This window comes from Massilia consociata (genome assembly GCF_042432755.1).
In the GTDB taxonomy this organism is placed as follows: domain Bacteria; phylum Pseudomonadota; class Gammaproteobacteria; order Burkholderiales; family Burkholderiaceae_D; genus Telluria; species Telluria consociata.
On the sequence record NZ_JBHLWP010000009.1, the window covers coordinates 1 to 24,109 of the forward strand.

The window sequence follows — 24,109 nt, forward strand, 5'->3', positions numbered from 1 at the left end:
TTTCAGCTTAGCTTCAATTTCCTTGAGCTTAGCCATCTGCGATTTCAGCGCTGCGATCTTGTCGTTCAGGCGAACGCTTTTCGCTTGTGCGGCAGCCGGCTCCTGCCGGTCGGCGGTGTCCAGTTCGGCCAGGTAGCGGCTGATGCTCGCTTCGATCTCTGCCATCCTGCGCTTGAGCTTGGCATCGGTGAAATTGCGGTCGCTACTGTTGACGGCCTTGAACTTGCTGCCGTCAATCGCCACGACCGCGTCCGAGAACAGATCCAATTGCTGGCACAAGACGACAAACTGCCTGCACACGTTGCGAATGGCTTTGCCGTTGTCTTTGCGGAAGTTTGCTATCGTCTTGAAGTCCGGGGCCAGGCGCCTGGTCAGCCACATCAGCTCGACATTGCGCTGCGATTCGCGCTCGAGCCTGCGGCTCGACTGGATGCGGTTCAGGTAGCCGTAGATGTAGAGCTTGAGCAGTACAGCCGGGTGGTAGGCTGGCCTGCCAGTCTTTGCAGGCACTACCCGCGCAAAACCCAGCTTGACCAGGTCAAGCTCATCAACGAATACATCGACTACGCGAACCGGGTTATTCTCGGTGACGTAGTCGTCCAGGTGTTCCGGCAGTAGCGTGCCTTGTCCACGGTCTTCGCCTTCGATAAAGCGCTTCATTTGGCACCCCAGTGATGAGATACTTCCTCAACGTTTACCCAGCCGGGTTCGTTTACACGGTCCTGCGTTTTTACACAGGCTGGGTCGAAAGCGGACGCTACCGTAAGCCGCAGTTGTCTGAAAGCTGACAGTCTTGGTGTAGGAACCATTCCACTTCAACAGGCGCTTGCCCCGAATCGTGCCGCCAACTATGTGATGCCGGAGAACTACGCCATGCCTTCTAATCTCAAACAGTGTTTCTTGGTCTTCGTCCTGCTGCTGGCCGGTTGTGCGACCGGTACGTCGGAGGTAACGTTTGAGCAGCATGTCGAGCAGGGCATGGAGCGGACCGGCGCACAAGGCCTTGCGATCGCGATCATACGCGGTGGCGCGGTGGCGCAGGTTCGCACCTGGGGAAAGCGCAACGCCCGGGGCGAACCCCTGACGCCGGAAACGGTGATGTATGGCGCATCCCTCACCAAAGCCGTGTTTGCCTATACGGTGATGCAACTGGTGGAGGAGGGGAAGCTCGACCTGGACACGTCGATCGCCGCCTACCTGCCGAAAGCGCTTCCCGAGTACGCTGACGAAGCCAGGAAGTACGCTGCCTGGCAGCATCTACAGGGCGATGAGCGCTGGAGGAAGCTCACGCCGCGCATCCTGCTCACCCATAGCGCCGGTTTTTCGAATTTCGGGTTTCTCGAGCCGGACGGGAAGCTACGCTTCCATTTCGACCCCGGTGCCCGTTACGCCTACTCGGGCGACGGGATGATCCTGCTGCAATTCGTCATCGAGCGCGGGCTCGGCCTCGACCTGGGCAAGGAAATGCAGAGGCGTGTGTTCGATCGTTTCGGCATGCGGCGAACCGGCATGACCTGGCGCCCGGACTTCGCCACCGACCTGGCCGATGGATGGAAAGCGGACGGCAGCGTCGAACCGCATGACGAACGCAGCAGGACCCGCGCTGCCGGTTCCATGGACACGACGATCGCGGATTTCGCCAGGTTCGCGGCCGCGTACGTGCGCGGCGACGGACTGCAGCCGGCATCCCGGGCAGAATTGACGCGTCCACAGTTGCCGATATTGAGCTTGTCCCAGTTTCCCTCGTTGCGGCCGGTCGCCCAGCCAGAACATCGGCACCGCGATCTGGCCGCGGGGCTGGGTGTGATCAGCTTCGAGGGGCCGCTCGGCCGCGGCTTCCAGAAGGGCGGGCACAACGATTCAACCGGCAACACCTGGGTTTGCCTCGAAAGACAACAGGACTGTGTCGTCATCTTGTCGAACGATGTTCGCGCTGAACCGCTGTTTCCGGGAATTGTGCGGCTCGTCCTGGGTGAAACGGGCATGCCCTGGAGCTGGGAGTATGGAGCGAACAGCTGGGCGAAACCGTAATCAAGAGCTTGTGTCCGATGCGGCTTGAATGTGCAGTCGACAGCCGTCTACGCCGGACGCCCCGGATCAGCCGGACGACGTCTGCCGCTTCCGCATGCAATCCGGTGAAAGAATCGCTTCGCTCTAACGTTGTAGCAATCGGGAAATTGCAATACCATCCAGAACCTACGGTGTATCGCACCGCCTGTCCGTTCTATCCTAAGGATCCGATTGCATGAAGATTGCTCCCCTGGCCCTCCTGGTGGCCGCGTGTTTCACGTCCACCGTTCCAGCTCCGGCACACGCCGCCAAACCGGCCCAGGCCGGGCCGGCGGCGGGGCTGAAAGTGGACTTCCAGAAGTTCACGCTGCCAAACGGGCTGGACGTGATCTTCCATATCGACCGCTCCGACCCGGTCGTCGCCGTCAACCTGACGGCCCATGTCGGGTCGGCCCGTGAGAAGGCGGGGCGCACCGGGTTTGCGCACCTGTTCGAGCACCTGCTGTTCCTGGAATCGGAAAACCTGGGCAAGGGCGGCCTCGACAAGATGAGCGCGCGCATCGGCGGCTCGGGCGCCAACGGCTCGACCTCGCAGGACCGCACCAACTACCTGCAGACGGTCCCGAAGGACGCGCTCGAGAAAATGATCTGGGCCGAGGCGGACAAGCTGGGCTGGTTCATCAATACGGTCACCGATCCCGTGCTGGCGAAGGAAAAGCAGGTCGTCAAGAACGAGAAGCGCCAGGGCGTGGACAACGCACCCTACGGCCACACCCGCTACGTCATCAACAAGGCACTGTACCCGGCCGACCATCCGTACAACTGGCAGGTCATCGGTTCGCTGGAAGACCTGCAGAACGCGACCCTCGACGACGTCAAGGAGTTCTTCCGCCTGTGGTACGTGCCGAACAATGTGACCCTGGTCATCGCCGGCGATTTCGATCCGGCCCAGGCGCGCAAGTGGGTCGAGAAATATTTTTCCGAGATCAAGCGCGGCGAACCGATCAAGCCGCTGGCCAAGCGTCCCGGCAAGGTGGAGCAGACCGTGAAACTGGCCCACGAGGACAATTTTGCGAAACTGCCCGAGTTGAACATGGCCTGGCCGACCGTCGAGGACCTGCACCCCGACGCGTACGCGCTCGAGGTGCTGGCCGAGTACCTGTCCCAGACCAAGCGGGCGCCTTTCTACCAGGTGCTGGTGGAAGACGGCAAGCTGGCGCCGAGCGTCCAGATCAGCAACTACTCGGCCGAACTCGCCGGCCAGTTCATGCTGCGCGTGCGTGCGTTCGAGGACAAGCCGCTCGACGACGTGGCCGCCGCGATCGACCAGGCTTTTGCCAAGTTCGAGCGCGAAGGCATCCCGGAACGCGACCTGAACCGCATCAAGGCGGGTCTCGAGACCCGGTTCTACAACTCCGTTTCCAGCGTCCTCGGCAAATCGGCACTGCTGGCCGAGTATAACTACCTGACCGGCAACCCGGGCCATATCGAGGAAAGCATCAAGAAGACGCTGGCGGTCACGCCGGCCGACGTGCGCCGCGTGTACGACACCTACATCAAGGGCAAGCCGTATGTCGCGACCAGTTTCGTCCCGAAGGGCAAGCTGGCGCTTGCCCTGAGCGGATCGGGCAAGGCCAACGTCGTCGAAGAGAAAGTGGTGCAGGGCGCCGAGCATGCCGTCGATCCGAGCACGACCGCGGAGTACACCAGGACCCCGTCGAAGATCGACCGCAGCAAGGAACCGCCTTACGGCGCGCCGCCCGCCGTCAAGGTGCCGCAGGTGTGGGACACGAAGCTGGCCAATGGCATGCGCGTGCTGGGCATCGAAAACAGGGAAGTGCCGCTGGTCCAGTTCGATATCGCGATCGATGGCGGCCTCCTGCTCGACAAGCTTGACAAGGTCGGTGTCGCCAACCTGATGGCACGCCTGATGACGCAGGGTACCGCCCTGAAGACCCCGCAGGAGCTGGAGGAAGCGATCCAGCAATTGGGCGCGACCATCAATGTGTTCGCACGGACGGAAGACGTGCGCATCAGTGTGACGACCCTGGCCCGCAATTACGGGGCCACCCTGGACCTGGTGCGGGAAATCCTGTTGCAGCCGCGCTGGGACGAGAAGGAGTTCGCCCTGATCAAGCAAAGCGTGCTGAGCCAGATCCGCCAGCAGGAGGCCGATCCGAACGCGCTGGCGAGCAGCAATTTTAACAAGCTCATCTACGGCAAGGACGATCTCCGTTCACGCAATATCCTCGGCACCTTTGATACCGTAAATGCGATCACCATCGACGACCTGAAGCAGTACTACCGCGCGAACCTGTCGCCGTCGAATGCGCGCATGCACGTGATCGGCGCCTTGCCGAAAAGCGCCGTGACGCGGCCGCTGGCCGCGCTCGGCCGCGAGTGGAAGGCCAAGCCGGTGACCCTGCCCGCAGCCGTGGCGGCAGGCGGCGGGGCGCCGGCCAAGGTGTACTTCGTCGATGTGCCGGACGCGAAGCAGTCGGTGCTGCATATCGGCTACCGGGCCCTGGCCGCGACCGATCCGGACTATTACCCGGCGACCGTGGCGAATTACATCCTCGGTGGCGGCGGCTTCGCGTCGCGCCTGACCCAGGAGTTGCGTGAAGGCAAGGGCTACACCTACGGCATCCGTTCGAGTTTTTCGGGCAGCAAGAGCGCCGGGCCGTTCATCATCGCCAGCGGCGTGCGCAGCAACGTCACGCTCGAGTCCACGCAGCTGGTGAAACAGGTCCTGCAGGACTACGCCCCGACCTTCTCGGCGGCAGACCTGGAAACGACCAGGAACTTCCTCATCAAGAGCAATGCGCGGGCCTTCGAAACCTCCGCAGCCAAGCTGGACATGCTCGACAACATGAGCAAGTACGGCTGGCGCGCCGACTACGTCAAGGACCGCGAGCGCATCGTCAAGGCGATGACGCTGCCGCAGGTCCAGGCCTTGTCGCGTCAGTACCTGGACCCGTCGAAGATGGTCTGGCTGGTGGTCGGCGATGCGAAAACGCAGCTGCCGAGGATGAAGGAGCTGGGCTTCGACGAGCCGGTCCTGATCGCCAAATAAGCCTCGGGTACCACGCCTCAGCTACCGAGCCTCAGGTACCAGGCGTCGGGCACCGGTATCGCCTTCGTTCCCGGCGATGCCGGCGCCGTCAGTGGGTCGCGGACGAGGGCAGGTGGGACGGCCCTGTGCCGGCAAAGGGCATGGCGCCGATATCCGGCCGGCGCTGCGCCCGGATGGCGACCGGCTCGGCGCCGCTCGCGGGCAGCCCCTTGCCGATGGCCGGCGAGCCGGGAAGGAGCCGGAAATCCGGCGCGGGGGAAGAGCGGCTGTAGTCTGCGAACAGCGGCGCGGCGCTGATCGTGCCGGTATGCTGGCGTCCGGCCGACAGCCGCCAGTCGCCATGGGCGTTGTGGTACACCAAGTTGTTGCGGTAGCTGATGTTGGGGCCTGTCGCACCCTGTTCCAGGATGCCGTGGCCGTTGTCGTACACGATGTTGTTGATCGTGTGCGTGTGGTCGTTTGGTCCCTTGCTGTGATAGAAGTCACCGCCGCCGACCACGATGCCGGTGCCGCAGGCGACAACGGTGTTGCCGCGGATCGTCACGTGGCTGGCGTCGTGCCACAGGTGGATGCCGGCGCCGGAGGCCCGGTAGATGACGTTGTCGCGTACGCTCGCCGTCGTGCTCACGTAGATGCCGTGCATGTAGCGGCAGTCCGGCGGGCCGATGTCGTGCACGTGGTTGCCGACCACTTCTCCGTCATTGCCCTTGTAGTAGCTGTCCACGCCGATCCCGGCGCCACCCTTGGGTTCGCACGGCACGTCGTTGCCGATGTGGTGGATGTGGTTGTGGTGGATGCCGTTGTGCGAGCCGCCGTTGTAGATGCCGCTCAGCCATTTCATGCCGCTCTGGTACTGGCTGCCGTCGATCTCGAAGCCGATGATGTCGAGGTAGTTGGCGCGGTTGTCCCATGCCGCCGGCTGGCGCGAATCGAGGGGCGGCACCAGGCGCGCGCCGCCACGCTCGACCGACTGGAACACGATGCGCGCCTCGGCGGTGCCGTGGGTGTTGGTGCGCACGCCGCCGAAATAGGTGCCGGGCGCCACGTGCACCGTGGTGCCGGGCGTGACCGCCTGCGCCGCGCGGGTGAGGGTGCGGAAGGGTTCGTCCCGGGTGCCGGGGTTGCTGTCCGAGCCGGACGGCGCGACGTACAGGTGGGTGCGCACCAGCTCGGGGATGACGAGGTCTTCCTGCCCGTGCTCGCGCAGGCGGCACCCGGAAAGCACGGCTGCAAGGAGCAGCATCGCGACGAACGGCGCAGCTAGCGGGCCGGGGACGATGGTGAACTGGTGACGCGGCATGTCTTCTTCCTCGCGGGCTCGAACGTGACCCGGCAAGTTTGACGCGCCACAAGCCGGAGGGAGGCCGGATCGCTCAATGAATTCTTTGAGTGTGCTCAACACGGGACGGTGCTGCCGCGTCCGCCGCCCCGCCGCACCGGCGCTTCAAGCCGCGGGCTGCACCTGGGCCAGCGCGGGCATGTAGGTGTCGAGGAATTCGGCCGGCATGCGGCGCGGCCGGCCGCTGCTGATCTCGATGCACACCAGCTCCCAGCGCCCGCGCAGCACGGTGGCACCGTCGCTGTCGCGCACCAGCTGGAAGCGGCGCTCCATCGCCAGCTTGCCGTCGCCGGCGACCAGCCAGGTTGCCAGGCGCAAGGACTCGCCCGCCGAGGTCGGGAGCAGATAATCGTATGCGCCGCGCCGGATCGCCATGGCCCGGTCGAGGCGGCGGTAGTCGTCGAGCGTCAGGCCGAGCTGCTCGGAATGCGCCCAGCCGGCCTGTTCGCACCAGCGGATGTAGACGGCGTTGTTGGTGTGGTCCAGGCCGTCGATGTCGCCGGCCTGGGGCGTGACGGGCAAGATGAAGGGGTGCGGATAATCCCAATCCAATGCGATACCTCGTAGTGCGGTGGCGGCGCTCGGCCGCAAGAACGCCATTGTACGGCCCCGCCGGCGGGCGTGCCGGCACCCGTGCGCGTGCACCGCCCGCAGGCTGCGCTAGGGGCGCTAGGCGGCGCCCCAGTCGAGTTCCACCAGCAGCGCCTGGTGGTCCGATCCCTGCTCGCTGGCGTCGACCTGCACGCGGCGCACGCGCCCGGCGAGGTCGGCGCTGGCGAACACGTAATCGAAGGTGAAGGGGGCCGCCGCATTGGGATTCGCGTCGTGCAGGCCGACGGTGGGAGCGTGGCGCCGGCCGGGCTGGGCCAGTTGCCAGCAGTCGCGCCAGGGCTGGGTGCCGTCGCTGAACGGCGCCAGCAGGCGCTGGTGCTCGGGCGAGCCGGGCAGCATGTTGAAGTCGCCCGCGAGCAGCGCCGGCATGGCGCGCGGCGGCACCGCGAACGGACCGCGTCCCGGCGCCGGCGGGCAGCGCGCATGGTGGCTGGCTTCGCGGTGCAGTTCGCGCAGGCGCTCGACCTGGGCCAGGCGCTGGCGCTGCGAAAAATATTCCAGGTGGACGCTCGTCACGCGCAGCAGGCCGCCCGGCGCGGCGACGGTCAGCTCCAGCGCCATGCGCGGCATGCTCATCACTTCCGGCTCGGGCGGCCAGGGCAGCGAGTGGCGCAGCGCCTGCAGCACCGGATGGCGCGAGAACACCATCATGCCGAAGCGGCGCAGCGCGTGCTGCCCGCCATCGGCACCGGTGCCGGCCCCTGCGGCTTCGCAGGCGATGGCCTCGATGCCGGTGTAGCCAGGCAGGCGCTCGCGCAGCATGGCGAACTGGTTTTCGGACTGGTCGGTGTAGCCGTCGGAAACCTCTTGCACGCAAAGCATGTCAAAACTGCAAAGGCGGTCGAGGCATGCGATGATACGGTCGAGATCGGTTTTGCCGTCCGGGCTGCGGCCGGACTGGATATTCCAGGTAACGAGCTTGAACATGGGCGTCCTTTCAGGAGACCCTCAGGCTAGCGCGCAGCCACGGCTGCAAGCTTGAAGAAGCTCAGGCGTGCGGGGGACCGGCCCGCGCCGGACCAAGTATGGGAGTGTGCATGTTTACGATGATCCTGTTGCTGTACCTGCAGCAGCACCGCGAAGTGATGTTGGAGAGCACAAGCTTGCGTGGAACGTACCAGACGAAGAAGGCTTGCGAGGCCGCCGCCGTGCGCCTGCGCGGCCCGCTGCCGACGCCGGACGGTTACGCCGCCGCGTGGCACGACGCGATGTGCATCCCGATCGAACGCAACGTCATCGTGAACCAGGGCAAGCCCGTGGACCTGGGCAGGCTCCTGCAGGACCGCCCGCCGGTGGTGTGCGAAGGCACGGGCGCCTGGCGCCGGGTGGCGGAACTGTGCGTGCCCGCACCCGCACCCGCACCCGCGCCGCCCGTCAAGGACAAGGGCGGCGCCAGATAGCCGGTTTCATGGGGCAGTGCCGCGCCCTTGGCGCTGTGCCATCACTCCGGCATGAAGCGGAAACCCGAGAACCGGCCGGCCTTGTCAAGCATCACCGACACCAATAGCGTCTCGTTGTCGTAGCTGTAGCGGTAACGCAGGCTGCGGCCGCCATCCTTGTCCTGGCTCGCCAGCAGCGCAACCGAGCGCAGGGCGCCGGCCTCGCCCAGCGCCTCGGCCACGCGCGCCAGTACGGCCGGCGTGAATTCGGCGCCGAGTTGCGCGTTCAGCCCAGCCGGCGCCTCGCCGCGGGCGAACCTGTCCATCGCGGCGCGCACCTGCGCGCTTGCCGCCGGATCCTTGTCGGCGATGGGTTTGGCCGGTGCATCGAATAGCGAGGGCACGTAGTGCGCCGCCACCATGTTGGCGAATTTCGCCGGACGCGCGGAAGCCGAGTTCGCCAGGATCACGACGGTGAGCTTGTCGTCGACGTAGCGGCACAGGTGCGAGCGGAAACCCTGCCAGGCGCCGCCATGGCTGATGTGGGTGCGGCCCTTGACCTTGTCGACGAACCAGCCATAGCCGTAGGGGGCATCGCTGCCGTCGTTCAGCTTTGCCGGCGTGAAGCTTGCCGCCCTCAGGCGCGCATCCAGGATCTTGTCGCCGTACAGGGCCTGGTCCCAGCGCGCCAGGTCGCGCGCCGTCAGGTACAGGCTGCCGTCGGCCGTGGTGTTCAGGCGCGGGGCAACCCAGGCCTGGTTCTTCAGCGCGCCGTCTTTCCATTCATAGCCGGCGGCCCGGTGCGGGACGATGTCGGCTTCGGTGATCACGCGCGTGTCCATGCCGAGGGGGGCGAAGATGCGCTCGCGCAGCTGGTCGCCATAGAACTTGCCGCCCGCCCGGTTGGCGATGAAACCCAGCAGGTGGTAGCCCATGTTGCTGTACGCCCATTTCTCGCCCGGGGCCGAGCGCACCGGGATCTTCGCTTCCAGCGCGATCAGTTCCTCGTCGGTGTAGTCCTTGCGAAAGTCGATGATCTCGTATGGGTCGCCCAGGCCGGAGGTGTGGGCGAGCAGGTGCCGGATCGTGATCTTCTCCCAGGCCGGCGGCGTGTCCGGCAGGTGGCGCGCAATGGGGTCGTCCAGGCTCAGCTTGCCGTCCTGCGCCAGCAGCAGGATCAGCGCCGCGGTAAAGGTCTTCCCGACCGAGCCCGACTGGAACACCGTCTGCGGCGTCACCGGCACGCGGTGCTCCACGTTGGCCAGGCCGTACCCTTTTTCCTTGACCACCTTGCCGTCCTTGATGACCAGCACGCTCAGCCCCGGCACGTGGCGGCGCTGCATTTCCTTCAGCAGGGCATCGTCGAGGCTGTCGGCCTGCGCGCCAGCACTGAAGGCGATCGCGGACAGTAGGGCGAGGGTAGCAAGGCGCATGGGGTTTTCCTGTGGGAATGTAAGGACGGAATGATATTCGTATCCGGACGGTAGCGGTGCAATCGCGGCGGCGCCGTCCGCATTTCATGCAGGCCGCATCGGCGCCGGCGCACCGGTCACGGCCCGGCGGGAAGGCCAGCGCGGGCCGGCGGGCCCGAGCACTTCCAGGCTCAGTCGCGTTTCCAGTCCGCGTGGCTGGGGCACGCAATGCCGCCTGCGCTGCCTTCTCCGCCCCTGCTGTCGAACAGCGTGGCGCCGCCGCCCACGGCGCCACCGATGCTCGGCCTGACGCTGCCGCCGGTGCGGCACCACACCTTGCCGCCTAGGCGGAAGCGGTAGATCACCTGGCCGTCCGGCGCGGTATAACTTTCGCTCGTCAGGCCGCGCGCCGTATCCTTGTGGGCGCCATCGAGCGCCGTCCGAAAACTCCCCCACGGCGTGCCGGCGACGGCGGGCACGCCGGTTTTCCCCGCGCGCAGCTCACGGTCGACGATGCCGGCGTCGCGGCGGGCGCGTCCCACCATCGCGTCGAGCCGCGATTGAGCCGGCGCGGCGTCGTCGGGGACGGCGAAAGGGTCGGCGGTAGTGGCCATGGCGGCCGCGGCGGCCGGTGCAGGATCGGCAGCCGGGATGTCGGGCGTCGTGATGGCTTGAGCGACCACGGGCCGGGCGGCCGGCCGGGGGCGCGGGGCCGAAGACGAAGACGAAGCGGGCGTGGGGCGGAGTGGCGGCGCTTTTGCCTGCGCTGCTGCCTGCGCTTGCGGCAAAGACGCCGGCGGCGCGAGGAGCACCAGGTCGACCGCCCGTTCCTCGCGCCGGTCGGGCGCCGGCGCATGCGCGACCCGCCAGCCCCAGGCCAGCAGCAGGTGCACGCCCAGCGCGGCGAGCAACGGCCAGCCGGGCCGGACCTGCCTGCGCGGGAACGCGGGAGCGCCGGGCTGCATCGCAGGTCAGGACTTCGGCGCGGTCAATGCCTGCCTGATCGCGACACAGCGCTGGTCTTCCTGCAGGGTGTCGAGCAGCGAGCGGCGGGTGCCGGCCGACAGGTCCTTCATGGTGTCGGCGGCCTTCTGCAGGCGCTGCACGCTCGCCGGGGTGCAGCTGGCCGGGATCATGGTGTTCGCATACGAACGCATGAACACCGGCCCCGCGGCCTTGTCGATCGCCGGCAGTTTGGCCAGGCGGCTCGCAGCGGTCTGCTCGGCGAGCGCTTTCTGCTCGGCCGGATACATGGCGCCCATCGCGGTGCGCACCTTCGAGAACGGCAGCTTGGTCTGCAGGTCTTCGACGGTGGCGAGCCATTCGGACTTCACATTCGGGTCCGGCCGGCTGACGGTGGCGGCGATCGCCGCGCCTTGCCCGGCGTCCGACTTGTCGCGCGCCTGCTCGGCTTCGACCAGCGCGCCAGCGCCGGCATGGTCGAAACGGTTCAGGCGGTTGATGATGGCCCAGCGCTGGTCCTGGCCGATGGCCAGGCCTTCGGTTCCCTTGCCGTCCAGCATGCCGGCCAGGCGAGCCAGCGCTTCCTGGCTGCTCGCCACGCTCAGGTAGGTGCCGAACCACAGGCGCTGGAAGCTCTCGTTGCCCCGGTTGGCGACGACGCCGTTCCATGCCATCTCTTCCAGTGCCTTCGCGGTCTGCCTGCTCCAGGCGTTGTCGAGGCTCATGGCGTCGAGGTACTCCCGGGACGCGGTGACCTTGCCCAGCACGTCGCCCAGCAGGGTGTAATCCTTTTCTTGCGGCGCATTGACGAGTGCCACCTGGATGAATTCGTTCAGCGGCAGCCTGGCGTCGCGCACGCCGTCCCACAGCGCCTGCCACAGCATGGCGCGCAGCAGCGGGTCGTCCACGCCGGCCAGGCTGGTGCGGGCGGTTGCGAACGAGCGCTTGTCCAGGTTGACCTTCACGAAGCCCCAGTCCTGGTAGTTCGGGTACACCAGGTCCGGGCAGGCCGCGCCCACCATGCCCGGCACGGCGGTCTTCGCGCCGGTGTAGGTGACCGGCACGTTCTTGTCGAGCACCAGCTTGCCGTCGGCCAGCTTGAAGGCAGCCACCTGCACCCGCTGTTCGCGCAGGGTCGGCAAGGCCTTGCCCGGCGCGGTCTGCTGCAGCGAGAAGGCGCTGATCTTGCCGCCCTTGCAGCTGTAGTTGGCGGTGATGGTGTTCACGCCGGCCTGGTACAGCCAGTCTTTCGTCCACCTGGACAGGTCGCGGCCCGCGGCCTCGCCCAGGCTGCCAATGAAGTCCTCGAGCCTGGCGTTCTGCCACGAGTACTTGACCAGGTAGTTGTGCACGCCCTTGCGGAAGACTTCCTCGCCCAGCATGTGGCGCAGCTGCTTCAGGGTCGAGGCGCCCTTCGAGTAGGTGATGGCGTCGATGTTGTCGAAGGCGTTGCTTGATGACGGCACCGGCACCTCGATCGGGTGGGTCGAGACCTTCTGGTCCATGGTGTAGGCGGCCTGCTTGTCCTGCTGGTAGAAGGCTTGCCAGGCGTCCTTGAACTCGGTGGCTTCGGCGGTGGCCAGCGTGGCCATGAAGGACGCGAAGCTCTCGTTCAGCCACAGGCCGTTCCACCACTTCATGGTGACCAGGTCGCCGAACCACTGGTGCGCCATCTCGTGCATGATGACCTTGGCCAGGCGGACCTTCTGCGCCGGCGTCATCTCGGACTTGTGCAGGAAGCGGGCTTCGGCGAAGGTGACGGCGGCGGCGTTCTCCATGGCGCCGTACAGGAAGTCGGGCACCAGCAGCTGGTCGTATTTCTCGAACTGGTAGGGAATACCGAAATAGTCCTCGAAGAACACCAGGCCGTTCCTGGTGTAGCGGAACCAGTCGGCCGGGGTGACCTGCTTGGCGACGGACTGGCGCGCGAACAGGCGCATCGGGTAGCGCGCGCTGGTCTTGTCTTCCCACACGTGGTAGGGGCCGGCGTGCAGCGAGAAATTGTATGGGCTGAGCTTTTTGGTCTTGGGGAAGGTCCAGCGCTTGCCGCCCGCCGGGTTGGCAACACCGTCGGCGACGGCGGATTCGCGGGTGGTAGTGACCACGTGCCAGTCGCCTGGGGCGTTCACGGTGACGGTATAGGTGGCCTTCAGGTCCGGCTGGTCGAACACGGCGAACATCTGCTGGGCCGCGGCCGGCTCGAAGTGCGAGTACGTGTAGACCCGGTTATCGACCGGATCGACCATGCGGTGCAGGCCTTCGCCGTTGGTGCTGTGCAGGCGCTCGTAGGCGATGCTGACGGTGTTGCGCCCCTTGGCCAGGTCTTGCGGCGCCAGGGTGATGAACCAGTTGTTATAGCGCGGCGCGACCTGCTTGCCGTTGACGCTCACCGACTTGACGGTAGCCTTGTTCAGGTCGATGGTGACGGCCGAATCGGTATCCTTGAGGTCGAAACTGACGGTGGTCGTGCCCGCGAAGGTTTCCTTGCCGGTCAGGGTGAAGTCCAGCACGTAATCCACGTTCGAGATGCGTGCCGAACGGGCCATGGCGTCGGCCTCCGACAGGTAGGCGTTCTCGGCGCGGGCCGGTGCCGGGGCGGCCTGTGCGGTGCTGATTGCGCCGAGGGCGAAGGAGGAAGCGATGGCGAGCGCCATCACGCGGGGGGCGAAGTGTTTCACGTGGTCTCCTGGACAGCGCAGGCTCGGTGCGCTTTAAAAATAATCGCGCAAGAATAGCATGAGCGGGGTGTCGCCTACACCACATGCATATGCGAATGTAGAACGTTTGTCCGGGCGGAAGGAGAGGCTTGTGATGTGCAGAATAATCGGGTTCCCGCCTTCGCGGGAACCCGGTTTTGTAGCGTAACGCCGGTTTAATTCAGCGCCGGGTAGTCGATATACCCCTCCGCCCCCGGCGCATAGAACAGCTCCGGCCGCGGCTGGTTCAGCGGCGCGTTCGCCTGCAGGCGCTTCGGCAGGTCCGGGTTGGCGATGAACCACACGCCGAACGCCACCGCATCGGCTTCGCCCGATGCGATCAGGTGCTCCGCGCTTTCCCTGGTCAGCTTTTCGTTGGCGATGTACACGCCGCCGAATTCCTTCTTGAGGTGCGCGCGCAGGCTGTCGTCGCCGATCGCCTCGCGGGCGCAGATGAAGGCGATGCCGCGCTTGCCGAGTTCGCGCGCCACGTAGCCGAAGGTATCAACCGGGTTCGAGTCGCCCATCGTGTGCTGGTCGCCGCGCGGCGCCAGGTGCATGCCGACGCGATCGGCGCCCCAGACCTCGATGCAGGCGTCCGTCACTTCCAGCATCAGGCGGGCGCGGTTCTCGAGCGAGCCGCCATACTGGTCGGTACGCTGGTTGGTCGAGTCCTGCAGGAACTGGTCGAGCAGGTAGCCGTTGGCGCCGTGGATCTCCACGCCGTCGAAGCCGGCCTTCTTCGCGTTCTCGGCGCCCTTGCGGTAGGCGGCCACGATGGCCGGGATTTCATCGGTCTCGAGCGCGCGCGGGGTGACGTGGTCGCGCTTCGGGCGCAGCAGGCTGACGTGGCCGCCAGCCGGGATGGCGGAGGGCGCCACCGGCAGTTGGCCGTCCAGGAAGTACGGGTCCGAGATGCGGCCCACGTGCCACAGCTGCAGCACGATGCGCCCGCCCGCCTTGTGCACGGCGTCGGTGACGATCTTCCAGCCTTCGACCTGCTCGTCCGACCAGATGCCCGGGGTGTCGGCGTAGCCCACGCCCATCGGCGTGACGGCGGTCGCTTCCGACAGGATCAGTCCGCTCGATGCGCGCTGCACGTAGTACTCGGCCATCATCGCGTTCGGCACCCGGCCGCCGCCCACGGCGCGCGAACGGGTCAGGGGGGCCATGATGATGCGGTTCGGCAGTTCCAGTGCGCCTACCTTGATCGGGTCAAACATGCTTGTCATGCGTGGTACTCCTATAATCCGTCGTTCAGTTGGTCGAGGAAAGCCCGGATGACTTCCTCGTTACGCTGGAAGTAGATGAACTGGCCGACGCGCCGCGTGCTCACCAGCCCCGCCTTGTGCAGGGTCGCGAGGTGGGCCGAAACCGTGGATTGCGACAGGCCGGTGCGCTGGTCGATCAGCTTGCAGCACACGCCCAGGTCGAGCGGGTGTTCCTGCTCGGCGAAGTGCTGGTGCGGATCCTTCAGCCAATGCAGGATCTGGCGCCGTACCGGGTTTGCCAGGGCCTTGTGGATCGCGTCGATGTCCATGAGCTCTTCCTTATATCGGTTTCTCTCGATCCGAATATCGTCATTTTACGATATGCGAAAAAATCCTGCCGGCGGCGGGTCTGTTCGTACGCTGCTGAACGCGGAGCGGGCGCGATGGCCGCTGGGGGCAGCCTCGCACCCGGGATGGCGGCGCCGGCCTGGCTGCGGCGGGCGCGTTTCTTGTTTTACCGGTTTTGCTCGCGCCCGAACGACGGATTCGGGCGCGTCAGGTAGTACCACTCCGAGTTGGCGTTCGCTTTGGCATCCGGGAACAGGATGCGGCCGCTGAACTCGGCTACGACCTTCGTGCCGTCGGCGCGCACGCCGATCTCCTCGCCCTCGCTCACCGGGTCGAAGCTCGCCCAGGCGCGGGTGAAGCGGTCCTCCGGGTGCAGCTTGTCGTGCACCGCGACCATCGACAGCGCTTCCATCTCCTCGAACGGGACCGGTGCCGGGTCCGGCGCGTCGATCAACCCGAGGTGGGCGAGGGTGTTCATGATGGCCTGGTAGGCGACGTCGGGGGCGGCCGGATCCACGTGCTGGCCACATTCCAGGGTCAGCGCGTAGCCGCCGGTGCTGCGCATGTATTCGGTGGTGCCGACGCCATAGCGCAGCACGGTTTCCAGTTCATCGGCATTGCGGCTGCGGCGCTTGACGCCGTCGCCGTAGGTTGCCAGCCAGCCGTCCACGAAGCGTTTCACGCCCAGGCGGCGCGCCCAGGCGCGTTCCTTTTCCGCGTGCTTGAAGGGCTGCAGCGGGCCGTCGTTGTCCAGCGGGCCGACCATCACGAAAGGCAGGCCCCCGGTCGCGTTGAAGGAGTGCAGGTCGAGCAGCACGTCGTGCCGGGCGAGCAGGGGGCACAGCCAGTTGGCGATGTGGTCCTCGAAGTCCTGCGGATCGTCTTTCGGGAACAGGTTGCGGTTCAGGTTGCGGTCGCCGTTGCGGGTGTTCTGTTCGTAGGCCTTCGAGTTCACCACCGGCACGAAGGTCACGCTGCCGGCCGCGATGTGCAGGCGCCCGGCGTCGATTTCTTCCATCACGCGGCGGATGCCGATGGTGCCGCAGACTTCGTTGCCGTGGGTCGCGCCCATGATGATGACGCGCGGGCCGGGCCCGATGCCGGTGTAGTTGACGGATTTGAACTGGTACTTGCTTGGGGAAGTCATTGCGGTGCGGATCCGGAGGAAATATTGGGTGGCGACATTCTATCGGGAAAATGGCGGGGTGCGCTGGCGCGAGGTGGCGTAACTTCGGCCGGCATGGCATGATCGCCAACTTCCCACGCACCCAGACAAGCATGCAGTCCACCACCTCCACCGTCCGCGTCCACGGCCTCGATACCCTGCGCGCGCTCGCCGTCACGCTCGTCGTGCTGCACCATTACGTGCTGTTCGTGAGCCATGCGCCGACCTTCGGCTGGATAGGGGAGGTGGGATGGGTCGGCGTGGACCTGTTCTTCGCGCTGTCGGGCTACCTGATCGGCAACCAGATCTTCGCGGCATTGAGAAGCCCCGGCGGCTTCTCGCTGAAGCACTTCTATGCGCGGCGCCTGCTGCGCACGCTGCCCAACTACTGGGTGGTGCTGGCGCTGTACTTCCTGTGGCCGGCCTTCCGCGGCGAATCGCCCCTGCTGCCCTTGTGGGAATACCTGGCCTTCGTGCAGAACATCGGGCTGGAACCGGGCAGCGCGTTCTCGCACAGCTGGTCGCTGGCGATCGAGGAACAGTTCTACGTGCTGTTGCCGGCAGTGGCCTTGCTGGGTGCGGCCTTCGGGCGCTCGCTGCGCCTGGCCTGGTGCGTGATCGCGCTGGCCTTCGTGGCCGGGATGCTGGTGCGCGCCGACCTGTGGCAGGAGATGGCGGGGCAGGACCATAAGCTTTACTTCTATTTCAAGCACATTTATTACTCGAGCTTATGCCGCTACGACGAACTGCTGGCCGGGGTGGCGCTGGCGCTGCTGCGCAACCACCATCCGGGTGCGTGGGGGCGGCTGACGCGGCACGGCAACCTGGCGGGCCTGGCCGGGCTGGCGGTGTGCGGGGTGGCGTTCCGGCTGTTCGTCGACGACCGCTATGGCTTCGGCATCACCGTGTTCGGCTTCCCGCTGCTGGCGCTGGGGTTCTCGCTGCTGATCGTCTCCAGCGTGGCGGAGGGTTCGCTGCTGCGCAGCGTGCGCGTGCCCGGCGCCGGGGCGCTGGCCTTGTGGTCGTACGCGATCTACCTGCTGCACAAGCCGGTGTGCGTGATGGCGGCGAAGTGGATGCAAGCCTGGGGCTTCGGCCCCGGGCACCCGCTGACGATCGGTGCGCTGCTGGTGCTGTCGGTGGCCACCGGGTGGCTGCTCTACAAGTTGGTGGAGACGCCATTCATGGTGCTGCGCGAACGCTATGTGCCGAGCAATGCGATTCGTCCAGCGTCGCTGGTGCGCGCCGTGTAGTCGGACGCGCGTTCAGGCAGCGCCGGCAGCTTCTATCACGGTCGCGCTTCGATGACACCGAACGCCGCCGGCGCATCGGCCAGGAAGGCCAGGATCGCATTGGCCTGCACGTGCTGCTCGTAGCCCGAGGTATCGAGGATCGCCTGGCGCAGCCCCGGCACGGTCTCGACCGTATGCGGGCTGCGGTAGGCCGCCACCAGCATCGCGGCCAGATCGGTCGGGGCGCCGTGTGCGCGGCGCAGGCGTTGCTCGATCACGGCCAGCAGGGCGCGCTGCATGCGCGGCGTCGGGTTCAGGATCTCGCCGAAGACGTGCGGCGTGTTGGCGATGGCCTCGCACAGCCTGTTCTCGATGGCCTCGGGTTTCATGTTCGACGGGATGTCGAAATAGGCCTTGTTCCAGCGCGTGCGCGCGTAGGGATGGTGTTGGGGGAAGCGGTCGATCGTCTCGAAACCGAGCGCGTGGCTGGCGCGTGCAAGCAGGTCGGAAACGGTGTCGATCAGCGGCATGGCAGTGAAAAGTGCGAATACGTCATGCCGGAAGTGTAGCGCAAGCGGGCAGGGGGCGTACATGCCGCCCTGCCCGCATGGACTTCAGGCGAAGCGTCCGGCGCGGAAGTCGTCGAAGGCCTGGTACAGCTCTTCGGTCGTGTTCATCACGAACGGCCCGTGCTGCGCGATCGGCTCGTTCAGCGGCCGGCCCGCCAGCAGGATCAGGCGCGTCGGTTCCACCGCCTTGATGCGCACGCCGTCGGCCCCGGCGGCATTGTCGAGGATCGCCATGCGCGTCCTGGCCACGCCCTTGCCCTCCACGACCCCCTCGCCGCGATAGACGTAGAAGAAGGCGTTATGGCCCTGCGGGACCGGCTGCTCCCAGGTGACGCCGGCGGGAATCTCCAGGTCGAGGTAGAGCGGCAGCGTGTGTTCGCGCTGCACCGCGCCCGCCACGCCGTGGGTCTGGCCGGCGATCACCTGCACGACCACGCCATCCCCGCTGGTAAAGCGCGGCACTTCCTCGCTCGGGATGTCGCGGTACCAGGGGGCCGACATCTTGTCCTTGCCCGGCAGGTTCAGCCACAGCTGGAAGCCTTCCATCAGGCCTTCCGTCTGCTCCGGCATCTCGGAATGGATCACGCCACGGCCGGCCGTCATCCATTGCACGCCGCCGCTGGTGACCAAGCCCTCGTTGCCGGCGCTGTCGCGGTGGCGCATGCGGCCGTCGATCATGTAGGTCACGGTCTCGAAGCCCCGGTGCGGGTGCTCCGGGAAGCCGGCGATGTAGTCGCCCGCCTTGTCGCTGCCGAAGGCATCGAGCATCAGGAAGGGATCGAGGCGGCGCTGCAGGGTGCCGGTCAGCACGCGGTTGATCTTCACGCCCGCGCCGTCCATCACGAACTGGCCGGCGACCACGCGTTCGACGCCGCGCGACTTCTGCACCTGCAGCGTCGGGATCGTATCGGAAATGGCTTGCTCGGTCATGTTGTCCTCCTGTTGTGGTGATGCGCCGCGCCTGCGGTTATCCGCGCTTAGCCACGGTTTCCCAGGGGTTCCCGCAGCGCGCGGTCAATTCGCTTCGGTAATTCAGGCCGCCAGTGCCGCCTCGACGGCCGCATCGGCTTCCTGCTGGCCCTTGCTCGCCGCTTCCGGGCCCATGCTCAGGCCCGACGAGTAGATGAAGGTGTGGTCGGTCAGGCCGAGGAAGTTCAGCAGCATGCGGATGTGCGGCACCTGCGGGTCGGCTTCCACCGGATAGATGCCGCCGCGCGCGGTGGCCACGTACACCTTCTTGTTCTTCAGCAGGCCTTCCGGACCGGTCTCGGTATAGCGGAAGGTCACGCCGGAACGGGCGATCGCGTCGAACCAGTTCTTCAGCTGCGCCGGCATGCCGAAGTTGTACATCGGGGCGCCGATCACGATCACGTCCGCAGCCTGCGCCTCCGCGATCAGGGCGTCGTCCAGGGCCACCCGGGCCGCCTGTTCGGGGCTGCGCTGCTCGGCCGGGGTGAACAGGGCGCCGACAGCGGCGCCGTCCAGCAGCGGGTGCGGCTGGGCGCCGAAGTCGCGGCGGACGACGGTGGCATCCGGATTGGCGGCGGTCAGCTTGTCGACGATCAGGTTGGTGACGCGGGTCGATTCCGAATCGTTGCCGCGCACGCTCGAGGTGATCTGCAGGATATTCATGTTGGATGTCCCTTCGTTTCCAAGAAAGTGTTGATGGACACACTGTAAAGGTTCCAAAAACGAAGTGGAAGACCGTAGAATGGATAACATTATTCAGCCAGTGGAACAATCACGATCATGGATGTGGAGCCGAATGACCTGCTGCTGTTCGCCCGGATCGTCGAGGCTGGCAGCTTCAGCCGCGCGGCCGAGCGCGTGCAACTGCCGAAATCGACCGTCTCGCGCAGGATGGCGCTGCTCGAGCAGCGCCTGGGCGAGCGTCTCCTGCAGCGCACTACCCGCAAGCTGATGGTGACGGAATTCGGCGCCAGCCTGCTCGAGCATGCGCGCCAGGTGGTGGAACAGGTGGAGGCGGCCGGCGCGCTGGCCCAGCACCGCCAGCAGGCGCCGAGCGGCAAGCTGCGCATGTCGGTGCCGGGCGACTTCGCCAACAGCAGCCTGCACGAGGTGGTGGCGCGCTTCATCGCGCGCTACCCGAACGTATCGCTCGAGATGGACCTGTCGCCGCGCAGGGTCGACCTGATCGCCGAGAATTTCGACATCGCGATCCGCATGGGGGACCTGCCGGACGATGCTTCGCTGAATGCGCGGCCGATCAACCTCGAGTACTTCGGCCTGTATGCCTCGCCGGGCTACCTGGCCCGGCACGGCCTGCCCGAACACCCCGACGACCTGCTGCGGCACGACCTGCTCTGCCTGCTGGGCCGGCACGGCGGCGCCACGCCCTGGGTGCTCACGCGCGGCAAAGTGCGGTGGGAGCGCCCGCTCGGCGCGCGCCTGACGGCGAATTCGCCCGACCTGCTGGCGCGGATCGCCTCGCGCGGCGCCGGCATCGCGGGCAGCTCGCAGACCTTTGCGGCGCCTTACCTGAAGACGGGAGAACTGGTGCGGGTGCTGCCGGAATGGGACCTGCCCACGGCCAGCGGCTGGGCGGTGTTTCCTGGGCGCCGGCTGATGCCGGCCAAGACCCGGGCCTTCCTGGACCTGATGGAGGAGGTATGCCGCGAGCGTGGACAAGACCACGCCCGCGCGGGGATCAGCGGGGACGATTCCCCATCGTCTCGCCCAGGCGCACCGGACGCTCCGGCGCCCAGTCGCGGTTGAACGAGATCGCGCCCTTCCTGAAGAGCATGACGACGGTGGAGCCGAGCAGGAAGCGGCCCATCTCTTCGCCCTTCTTCAGCACCACCGGGTGCGAGTCGTAGCGCCACTCGCAGATGCGCGCCATGCGCGGCGGGTTGACCACGCCATGCCAGGCGGTGGCCATGCTGCCGACGATGGTGGCGCCGACCAGGGTCATCACGAAGGGGCCGTGTTCCTCGGACTCGAACACGCAGACCACGCGCTCGTTGCGGGCGAACAGGCCCGGCACGCCGCGCGCCGTGGTCGGGTTCACCGAGAACAGCTTGCCCGGCACGTAGATCATGCGGGTCAGGCGGCCGTCGCAGGGCATGTGGATGCGGTGGTAGTCCTTCGGGCTCAGGTACAGGTTGGCGAAGTGGCCATGCTGGAAGTGCGCCGCCAGGTCCGCGTCGCCGCCCACCAGCTCGGCGGAGGTAAACTTGTGGCCCTTGGCCTGGAAGATGTGGTGGTCGTCGATGTCGCCGAACTGGCTGATGGCGCCGTCCACCGGGCAGACGAAGTCGGCCTGGGCGAGCGGACGCACGCCGTCGCGCAGCGGGCGGGTGAAGAATTCGTTGAAGCTGGCGTAGCTGGCGATGTCCGGGTTCGCCGCTTCTTCCATGTTGACACCGTACTTGCCCACGAACCAGCGGATCAGCCGCGTCGTCATGGCGCCACCCTTGGCGCCGGCAACGCGGCCGGCGAAGTTGGTCAGCGCCGTCTTCGGCATCACGTATTGGGGCAAGACTTTTATGCGGGACACTTTGATGGGCCTCTAGATTTGCAATCGATGGCGAATTATAGCGGCGATGGCGTAGTGCAATGCATGTTAACCGCTGCCGCAACCACAGCGTACCCGAGCAGTGTACCCCAGCACGAGGCGGTAAAAGGGCCAAAATCTATGCGCCAGCCATGGAACACGGATACATATCCGATTGTTGAAGACATACGGAATTGCTTCTGAGACAATCTTGGCTCCTATCACTTTCGACGCATCCATGTCCTCCGTTTTCCAACCGTTTCGCCTGACCGCGCTGGCCGCCGCGGTCGCCATGAGTCTCCCCGCAATCGACGCCGCCGCGCAGGATGCGCGCAGTGCCCAGCCGGCGCCGGCCGCGCCCAAGGCGGATGAGGCCAAGGCGGATGCGGCCAGGAAGATCCAGCAAGTGGAGGTGAAAGGCACGGCCGACACCTACGACCCGCGCCGCGACGACACCGCCACCAAGATCGTGGTCGGCAGCGAAGAAATCGCCAAGTACGGCGATACAAGCGTGCTCGACGTGCTCAAGCGGGTGCCCGGCATCACCGTCAACACCGGCTCCGGCGGGCGCGGCGGCGAGATCCGCATGCGCGGCCTGGGCGCCGGCTACACGCAGATCCTGGTCAACGGCGAGCGTGCGCCGGCCGGCTTCTCGATGGAGTCGCTGGCGCCGGATTCGATCGAACGCATCGAGGTGTTGCGCGCGGCCAGCGCCGAGTTCTCGACGCAGTCGGTGGCCGGCACCATCAACATCATCCTCAAGCGCTCTGTCAAGAACCGCATGCGGGAAGTGAAGCTCGCGGCGCAGGGATCGAGCAACGGCTACGGCCCGAACGCCAACCTGCAGATGTCGGACCGCGACGGCGCCTTCTCGTATTCGGTGTCGGCCAACGCAGTGCATGACCGCTTCGAGTTCGAATCGTCTGGCGTGGAAAGGGGCGTGTCGCCGGGCGGCGAGACCACCATGTTGCGCACGATCCGTTTGCCCCAGAAGGGCCAGGTCACGTTCGCCAACCTCAGCCCGCGCCTGAACTGGACCCTCGGCCAGGACAACACGCTGACCTCGCAGAGCTTCATCAACGTGCACCGCTTCAGGAACCGCTTCAACCAGCCGACCACGACCCTGATCGGCAGCCCGCCGCCGTACCCGGACCTGATGAACGCGTTTCGGGGCGACAACGACTCCCTGCGTTCCGACCTGAGCTGGTCGCGCAAGTTCGAGTCGGGCGCCAAGCTCGACCTGAAGGTCGGCGTCGTCGCGGGCCGCAACGAGAGCACGTCGCACCGCACCGCCTCGACAGCGGCCGCAGGTTCCGCTCCCGTGCCGCTGCTCGATACCACCAGTCTGCTCGACACCCGCGACCGCGGCCTGAACTCCACCGGCAAGTACAGCCGGACGATCCAGAAGGGCCATACTTTTGCTTTCGGCTGGGATGGAGGCATCGACACGCGCGACGACGAACGCAACGAGCGCACCCTGTTCCGGGCGCCAGGCAACCTGCCGCTCTACGAGGTTTCCGAGGCGCGCGTCAAGCGCCTCGCCGTGTTCGCGCAGGACGAGTGGAATATTACGCCGGCCTGGTCGATGTACCTCGGCGCGCGTTGGGAAGGCATCCGCACCGACGTCACCGGCAACACCTTCGAGCCCGCCGAGGCCAGCTCCAGCGTCTGGAGCCCGATCATGCAGACGCTGTACAAGATCCCGGGTAAAAAAGGTGACCAGGTCCGCCTGGCGCTGACCCGCACCTACAAGGCGCCCGGCGTGGGCAGCCTGACGCCGCGCCGCCAGGTCAGCGAGAACAACAGCTCGACCGAGCCGGATTACCGCGGCAACCCGAACCTGAAGCCGGAACTGGCCCTCGGCATCGATGCCGCCTACGAGCACTACTGGGCAGAAGGCGCGCTGCTGTCGGTGAGCGTGTCGCAGCGGCGCATCAGCGATTTCACCCGCAACCTGATCTTCTTCGATGGCGAGCGCTGGATCCAGACCCCGAGCAACCAGGACAGCGCCGTGACGCGTTCGATGGAAATCGAAACCAAGTTCCCGCTCAAGGCCGTGATGACCGATGCCCCGGCGGTCGACCTGCGCGCCAGCGTCAACCGCAACTGGTCGCGGGTGGAATCGGTGCCGGGGCCGTACAACCGCCTCGACCAGCAGACGCCGCTGACCGTCAACCTGGGCGCGGACTACAAGGCCGGCGCACTCACTACCGGCGGCAGCTTCGTCTTCCGCCGCGGCGGTCCGGTGCGGGTCTCGGTGAACCAGCGTGCCTACACCTGGCCGCGCCGCGAGCTCGACGTGTACGCGCTGTGGAAATTCGACCAGAAGCGCCAGTTGCGCCTGGCGGTGGGCAATGCGCTGAGCCAGGACTTCCAGATGGAAAACACCTACGAAGATTTGCGCTTCGGCAGCCAGACCCGCAGCTTCAACTTCCCGCAAGGCGTGCGTTACCGTGCGACGTACGAGCTGAAGTTCTGACGACACTTCTGACGACTATCGAGCCCGGCCATGTGCCGGGCTTTTTCTTTACCGTGGAACTATAAATTGCTATTTGATAGCAATAAAGATGTCATTAAGATGTTTAC

General features: G+C 66.2%; 20 protein-coding genes. 6 read left to right on the forward strand and 14 right to left on the reverse strand.

Features of this window, described 5'->3' with window-relative positions; all coding sequences use genetic code 11:
• Nucleotides 1–660: transposase (locus tag ACFFJK_RS07060; RefSeq protein WP_379678467.1), on the reverse strand; the 660-nt coding region annotated here is incomplete at its 3' end.
• 213 nt (nt 661–873) lie between these two features.
• Here ACFFJK_RS07060 and ACFFJK_RS07065 point away from each other — a divergent pair.
• Nucleotides 874–2,031 carry a serine hydrolase domain-containing protein gene (locus tag ACFFJK_RS07065; RefSeq protein ID WP_379678468.1) on the forward strand — a complete coding sequence of 386 codons (1,158 nt, stop codon included), beginning with the start codon at nt 874–876 and terminating at the stop codon, nt 2,029–2,031.
• Between the two features lie 214 nt (nt 2,032–2,245).
• Nucleotides 2,246–5,083, forward strand: coding sequence for a M16 family metallopeptidase (locus ACFFJK_RS07070; RefSeq protein WP_379678469.1), 2,838 nt, complete (start codon nt 2,246–2,248; stop codon nt 5,081–5,083).
• A gap of 88 nt (nt 5,084–5,171) precedes the next feature.
• Here the strand turns inward: ACFFJK_RS07070 and ACFFJK_RS07075 are convergent, their stop codons facing one another.
• The 3 genes from ACFFJK_RS07075 to ACFFJK_RS07085 all read right to left on the reverse strand — a co-directional run bounded on the left by ACFFJK_RS07075 (nt 5,172) and on the right by ACFFJK_RS07085 (nt 7,961).
• Nucleotides 5,172–6,383, reverse strand: a complete 1,212-nt coding sequence (locus ACFFJK_RS07075; protein ID WP_379678470.1) for a right-handed parallel beta-helix repeat-containing protein — start codon at nt 6,381–6,383, stop codon at nt 5,172–5,174.
• Nucleotides 6,384–6,527: 144 nt separating this feature from the next.
• A complete protein-coding gene (locus ACFFJK_RS07080; RefSeq protein ID WP_379678471.1) occupies nt 6,528–6,944 on the reverse strand; it encodes an acyl-CoA thioesterase in 417 nt (138 codons plus the stop codon).
• A 147-nt stretch (nt 6,945–7,091) separates the two neighbouring features.
• Nucleotides 7,092–7,961: an endonuclease/exonuclease/phosphatase family protein gene (locus tag ACFFJK_RS07085; RefSeq protein ID WP_379678472.1), complete on the reverse strand. Its 870-nt coding sequence runs from the start codon at nt 7,959–7,961 to the stop codon at nt 7,092–7,094.
• A 110-nt stretch (nt 7,962–8,071) separates the two neighbouring features.
• On the opposite strand from ACFFJK_RS07085, the gene ACFFJK_RS07090 reads away from it, so the two are divergent.
• Nucleotides 8,072–8,434: a hypothetical protein gene (locus tag ACFFJK_RS07090; protein WP_379678473.1), complete on the forward strand. Its 363-nt coding sequence runs from the start codon at nt 8,072–8,074 to the stop codon at nt 8,432–8,434.
• 41 nt (nt 8,435–8,475) lie between these two features.
• Here the strand turns inward: ACFFJK_RS07090 and ACFFJK_RS07095 are convergent, their stop codons facing one another.
• The 6 genes from ACFFJK_RS07095 to ACFFJK_RS07120 form a co-directional block, all read right to left on the reverse strand.
• Nucleotides 8,476–9,846, reverse strand: coding sequence for a serine hydrolase domain-containing protein (locus ACFFJK_RS07095; protein ID WP_379678474.1), 1,371 nt, complete (start codon nt 9,844–9,846; stop codon nt 8,476–8,478).
• Nucleotides 9,847–10,016: 170 nt separating this feature from the next.
• Nucleotides 10,017–10,508 carry a hypothetical protein gene (locus ACFFJK_RS07100; protein WP_379678475.1) on the reverse strand — a complete coding sequence of 164 codons (492 nt, stop codon included), beginning with the start codon at nt 10,506–10,508 and terminating at the stop codon, nt 10,017–10,019.
• Between the two features lie 288 nt (nt 10,509–10,796).
• Nucleotides 10,797–13,466 (reverse strand): aminopeptidase N, encoded by a 2,670-nt coding sequence (gene pepN / locus ACFFJK_RS07105; RefSeq protein ID WP_379678476.1) that lies wholly within the window; start codon nt 13,464–13,466, stop codon nt 10,797–10,799.
• A gap of 194 nt (nt 13,467–13,660) precedes the next feature.
• Nucleotides 13,661–14,716, reverse strand: coding sequence for an alkene reductase (locus ACFFJK_RS07110; protein WP_379678477.1), 1,056 nt, complete (start codon nt 14,714–14,716; stop codon nt 13,661–13,663).
• 11 nt (nt 14,717–14,727) lie between these two features.
• Nucleotides 14,728–15,024 (reverse strand): ArsR/SmtB family transcription factor, encoded by a 297-nt coding sequence (locus ACFFJK_RS07115; protein ID WP_379678478.1) that lies wholly within the window; start codon nt 15,022–15,024, stop codon nt 14,728–14,730.
• 185 nt (nt 15,025–15,209) lie between these two features.
• A complete protein-coding gene (locus tag ACFFJK_RS07120) occupies nt 15,210–16,190 on the reverse strand; it encodes a succinylglutamate desuccinylase/aspartoacylase family protein (protein ID WP_379678479.1) in 981 nt (326 codons plus the stop codon).
• A gap of 131 nt (nt 16,191–16,321) precedes the next feature.
• Here ACFFJK_RS07120 and ACFFJK_RS07125 point away from each other — a divergent pair, with 131 nt between their 5' ends.
• Entirely contained in the window at nt 16,322–17,461 is a 1,140-nt protein-coding gene (locus ACFFJK_RS07125) for an acyltransferase family protein (protein WP_379678480.1), read from the forward strand.
• Between the two features lie 35 nt (nt 17,462–17,496).
• Here ACFFJK_RS07125 and ACFFJK_RS07130 read toward each other — a convergent pair whose 3' ends face one another.
• The 3 genes from ACFFJK_RS07130 to ACFFJK_RS07140 all read right to left on the reverse strand — a co-directional run bounded on the left by ACFFJK_RS07130 (nt 17,497) and on the right by ACFFJK_RS07140 (nt 19,641).
• A complete protein-coding gene (locus ACFFJK_RS07130; RefSeq protein WP_379678481.1) occupies nt 17,497–17,970 on the reverse strand; it encodes a hypothetical protein in 474 nt (157 codons plus the stop codon).
• Nucleotides 17,971–18,054: 84 nt separating this feature from the next.
• Nucleotides 18,055–18,939 (reverse strand): pirin family protein, encoded by an 885-nt coding sequence (locus tag ACFFJK_RS07135; protein WP_379678482.1) that lies wholly within the window; start codon nt 18,937–18,939, stop codon nt 18,055–18,057.
• Between the two features lie 102 nt (nt 18,940–19,041).
• Entirely contained in the window at nt 19,042–19,641 is a 600-nt protein-coding gene (locus tag ACFFJK_RS07140; RefSeq protein WP_379678483.1) for an FMN-dependent NADH-azoreductase, read from the reverse strand.
• 117 nt (nt 19,642–19,758) lie between these two features.
• Between ACFFJK_RS07140 and ACFFJK_RS07145 the strand changes: the two genes are divergently transcribed.
• The gene (locus tag ACFFJK_RS07145) at nt 19,759–20,745 is read left to right on the forward strand and encodes a LysR family transcriptional regulator (RefSeq protein WP_379678484.1); all 987 of its coding nucleotides are present in this window, start codon (nt 19,759–19,761) and stop codon (nt 20,743–20,745) included.
• On the opposite strand, the gene asd is transcribed toward ACFFJK_RS07145, so the two are convergent.
• Nucleotides 20,678–21,526, reverse strand: coding sequence for an archaetidylserine decarboxylase (gene asd / locus ACFFJK_RS07150; RefSeq protein ID WP_512700278.1), 849 nt, complete (start codon nt 21,524–21,526; stop codon nt 20,678–20,680). The genes ACFFJK_RS07145 and asd overlap by 68 nt on opposite strands.
• Nucleotides 21,527–21,761: 235 nt before the next feature.
• On the opposite strand from asd, the gene ACFFJK_RS07155 reads away from it, so the two are divergent.
• Nucleotides 21,762–24,002 (forward strand): TonB-dependent receptor plug domain-containing protein, encoded by a 2,241-nt coding sequence (locus ACFFJK_RS07155; protein ID WP_379678485.1) that lies wholly within the window; start codon nt 21,762–21,764, stop codon nt 24,000–24,002.
• The last annotated feature ends 107 nt before the right edge of the window (nt 24,003–24,109 follow it).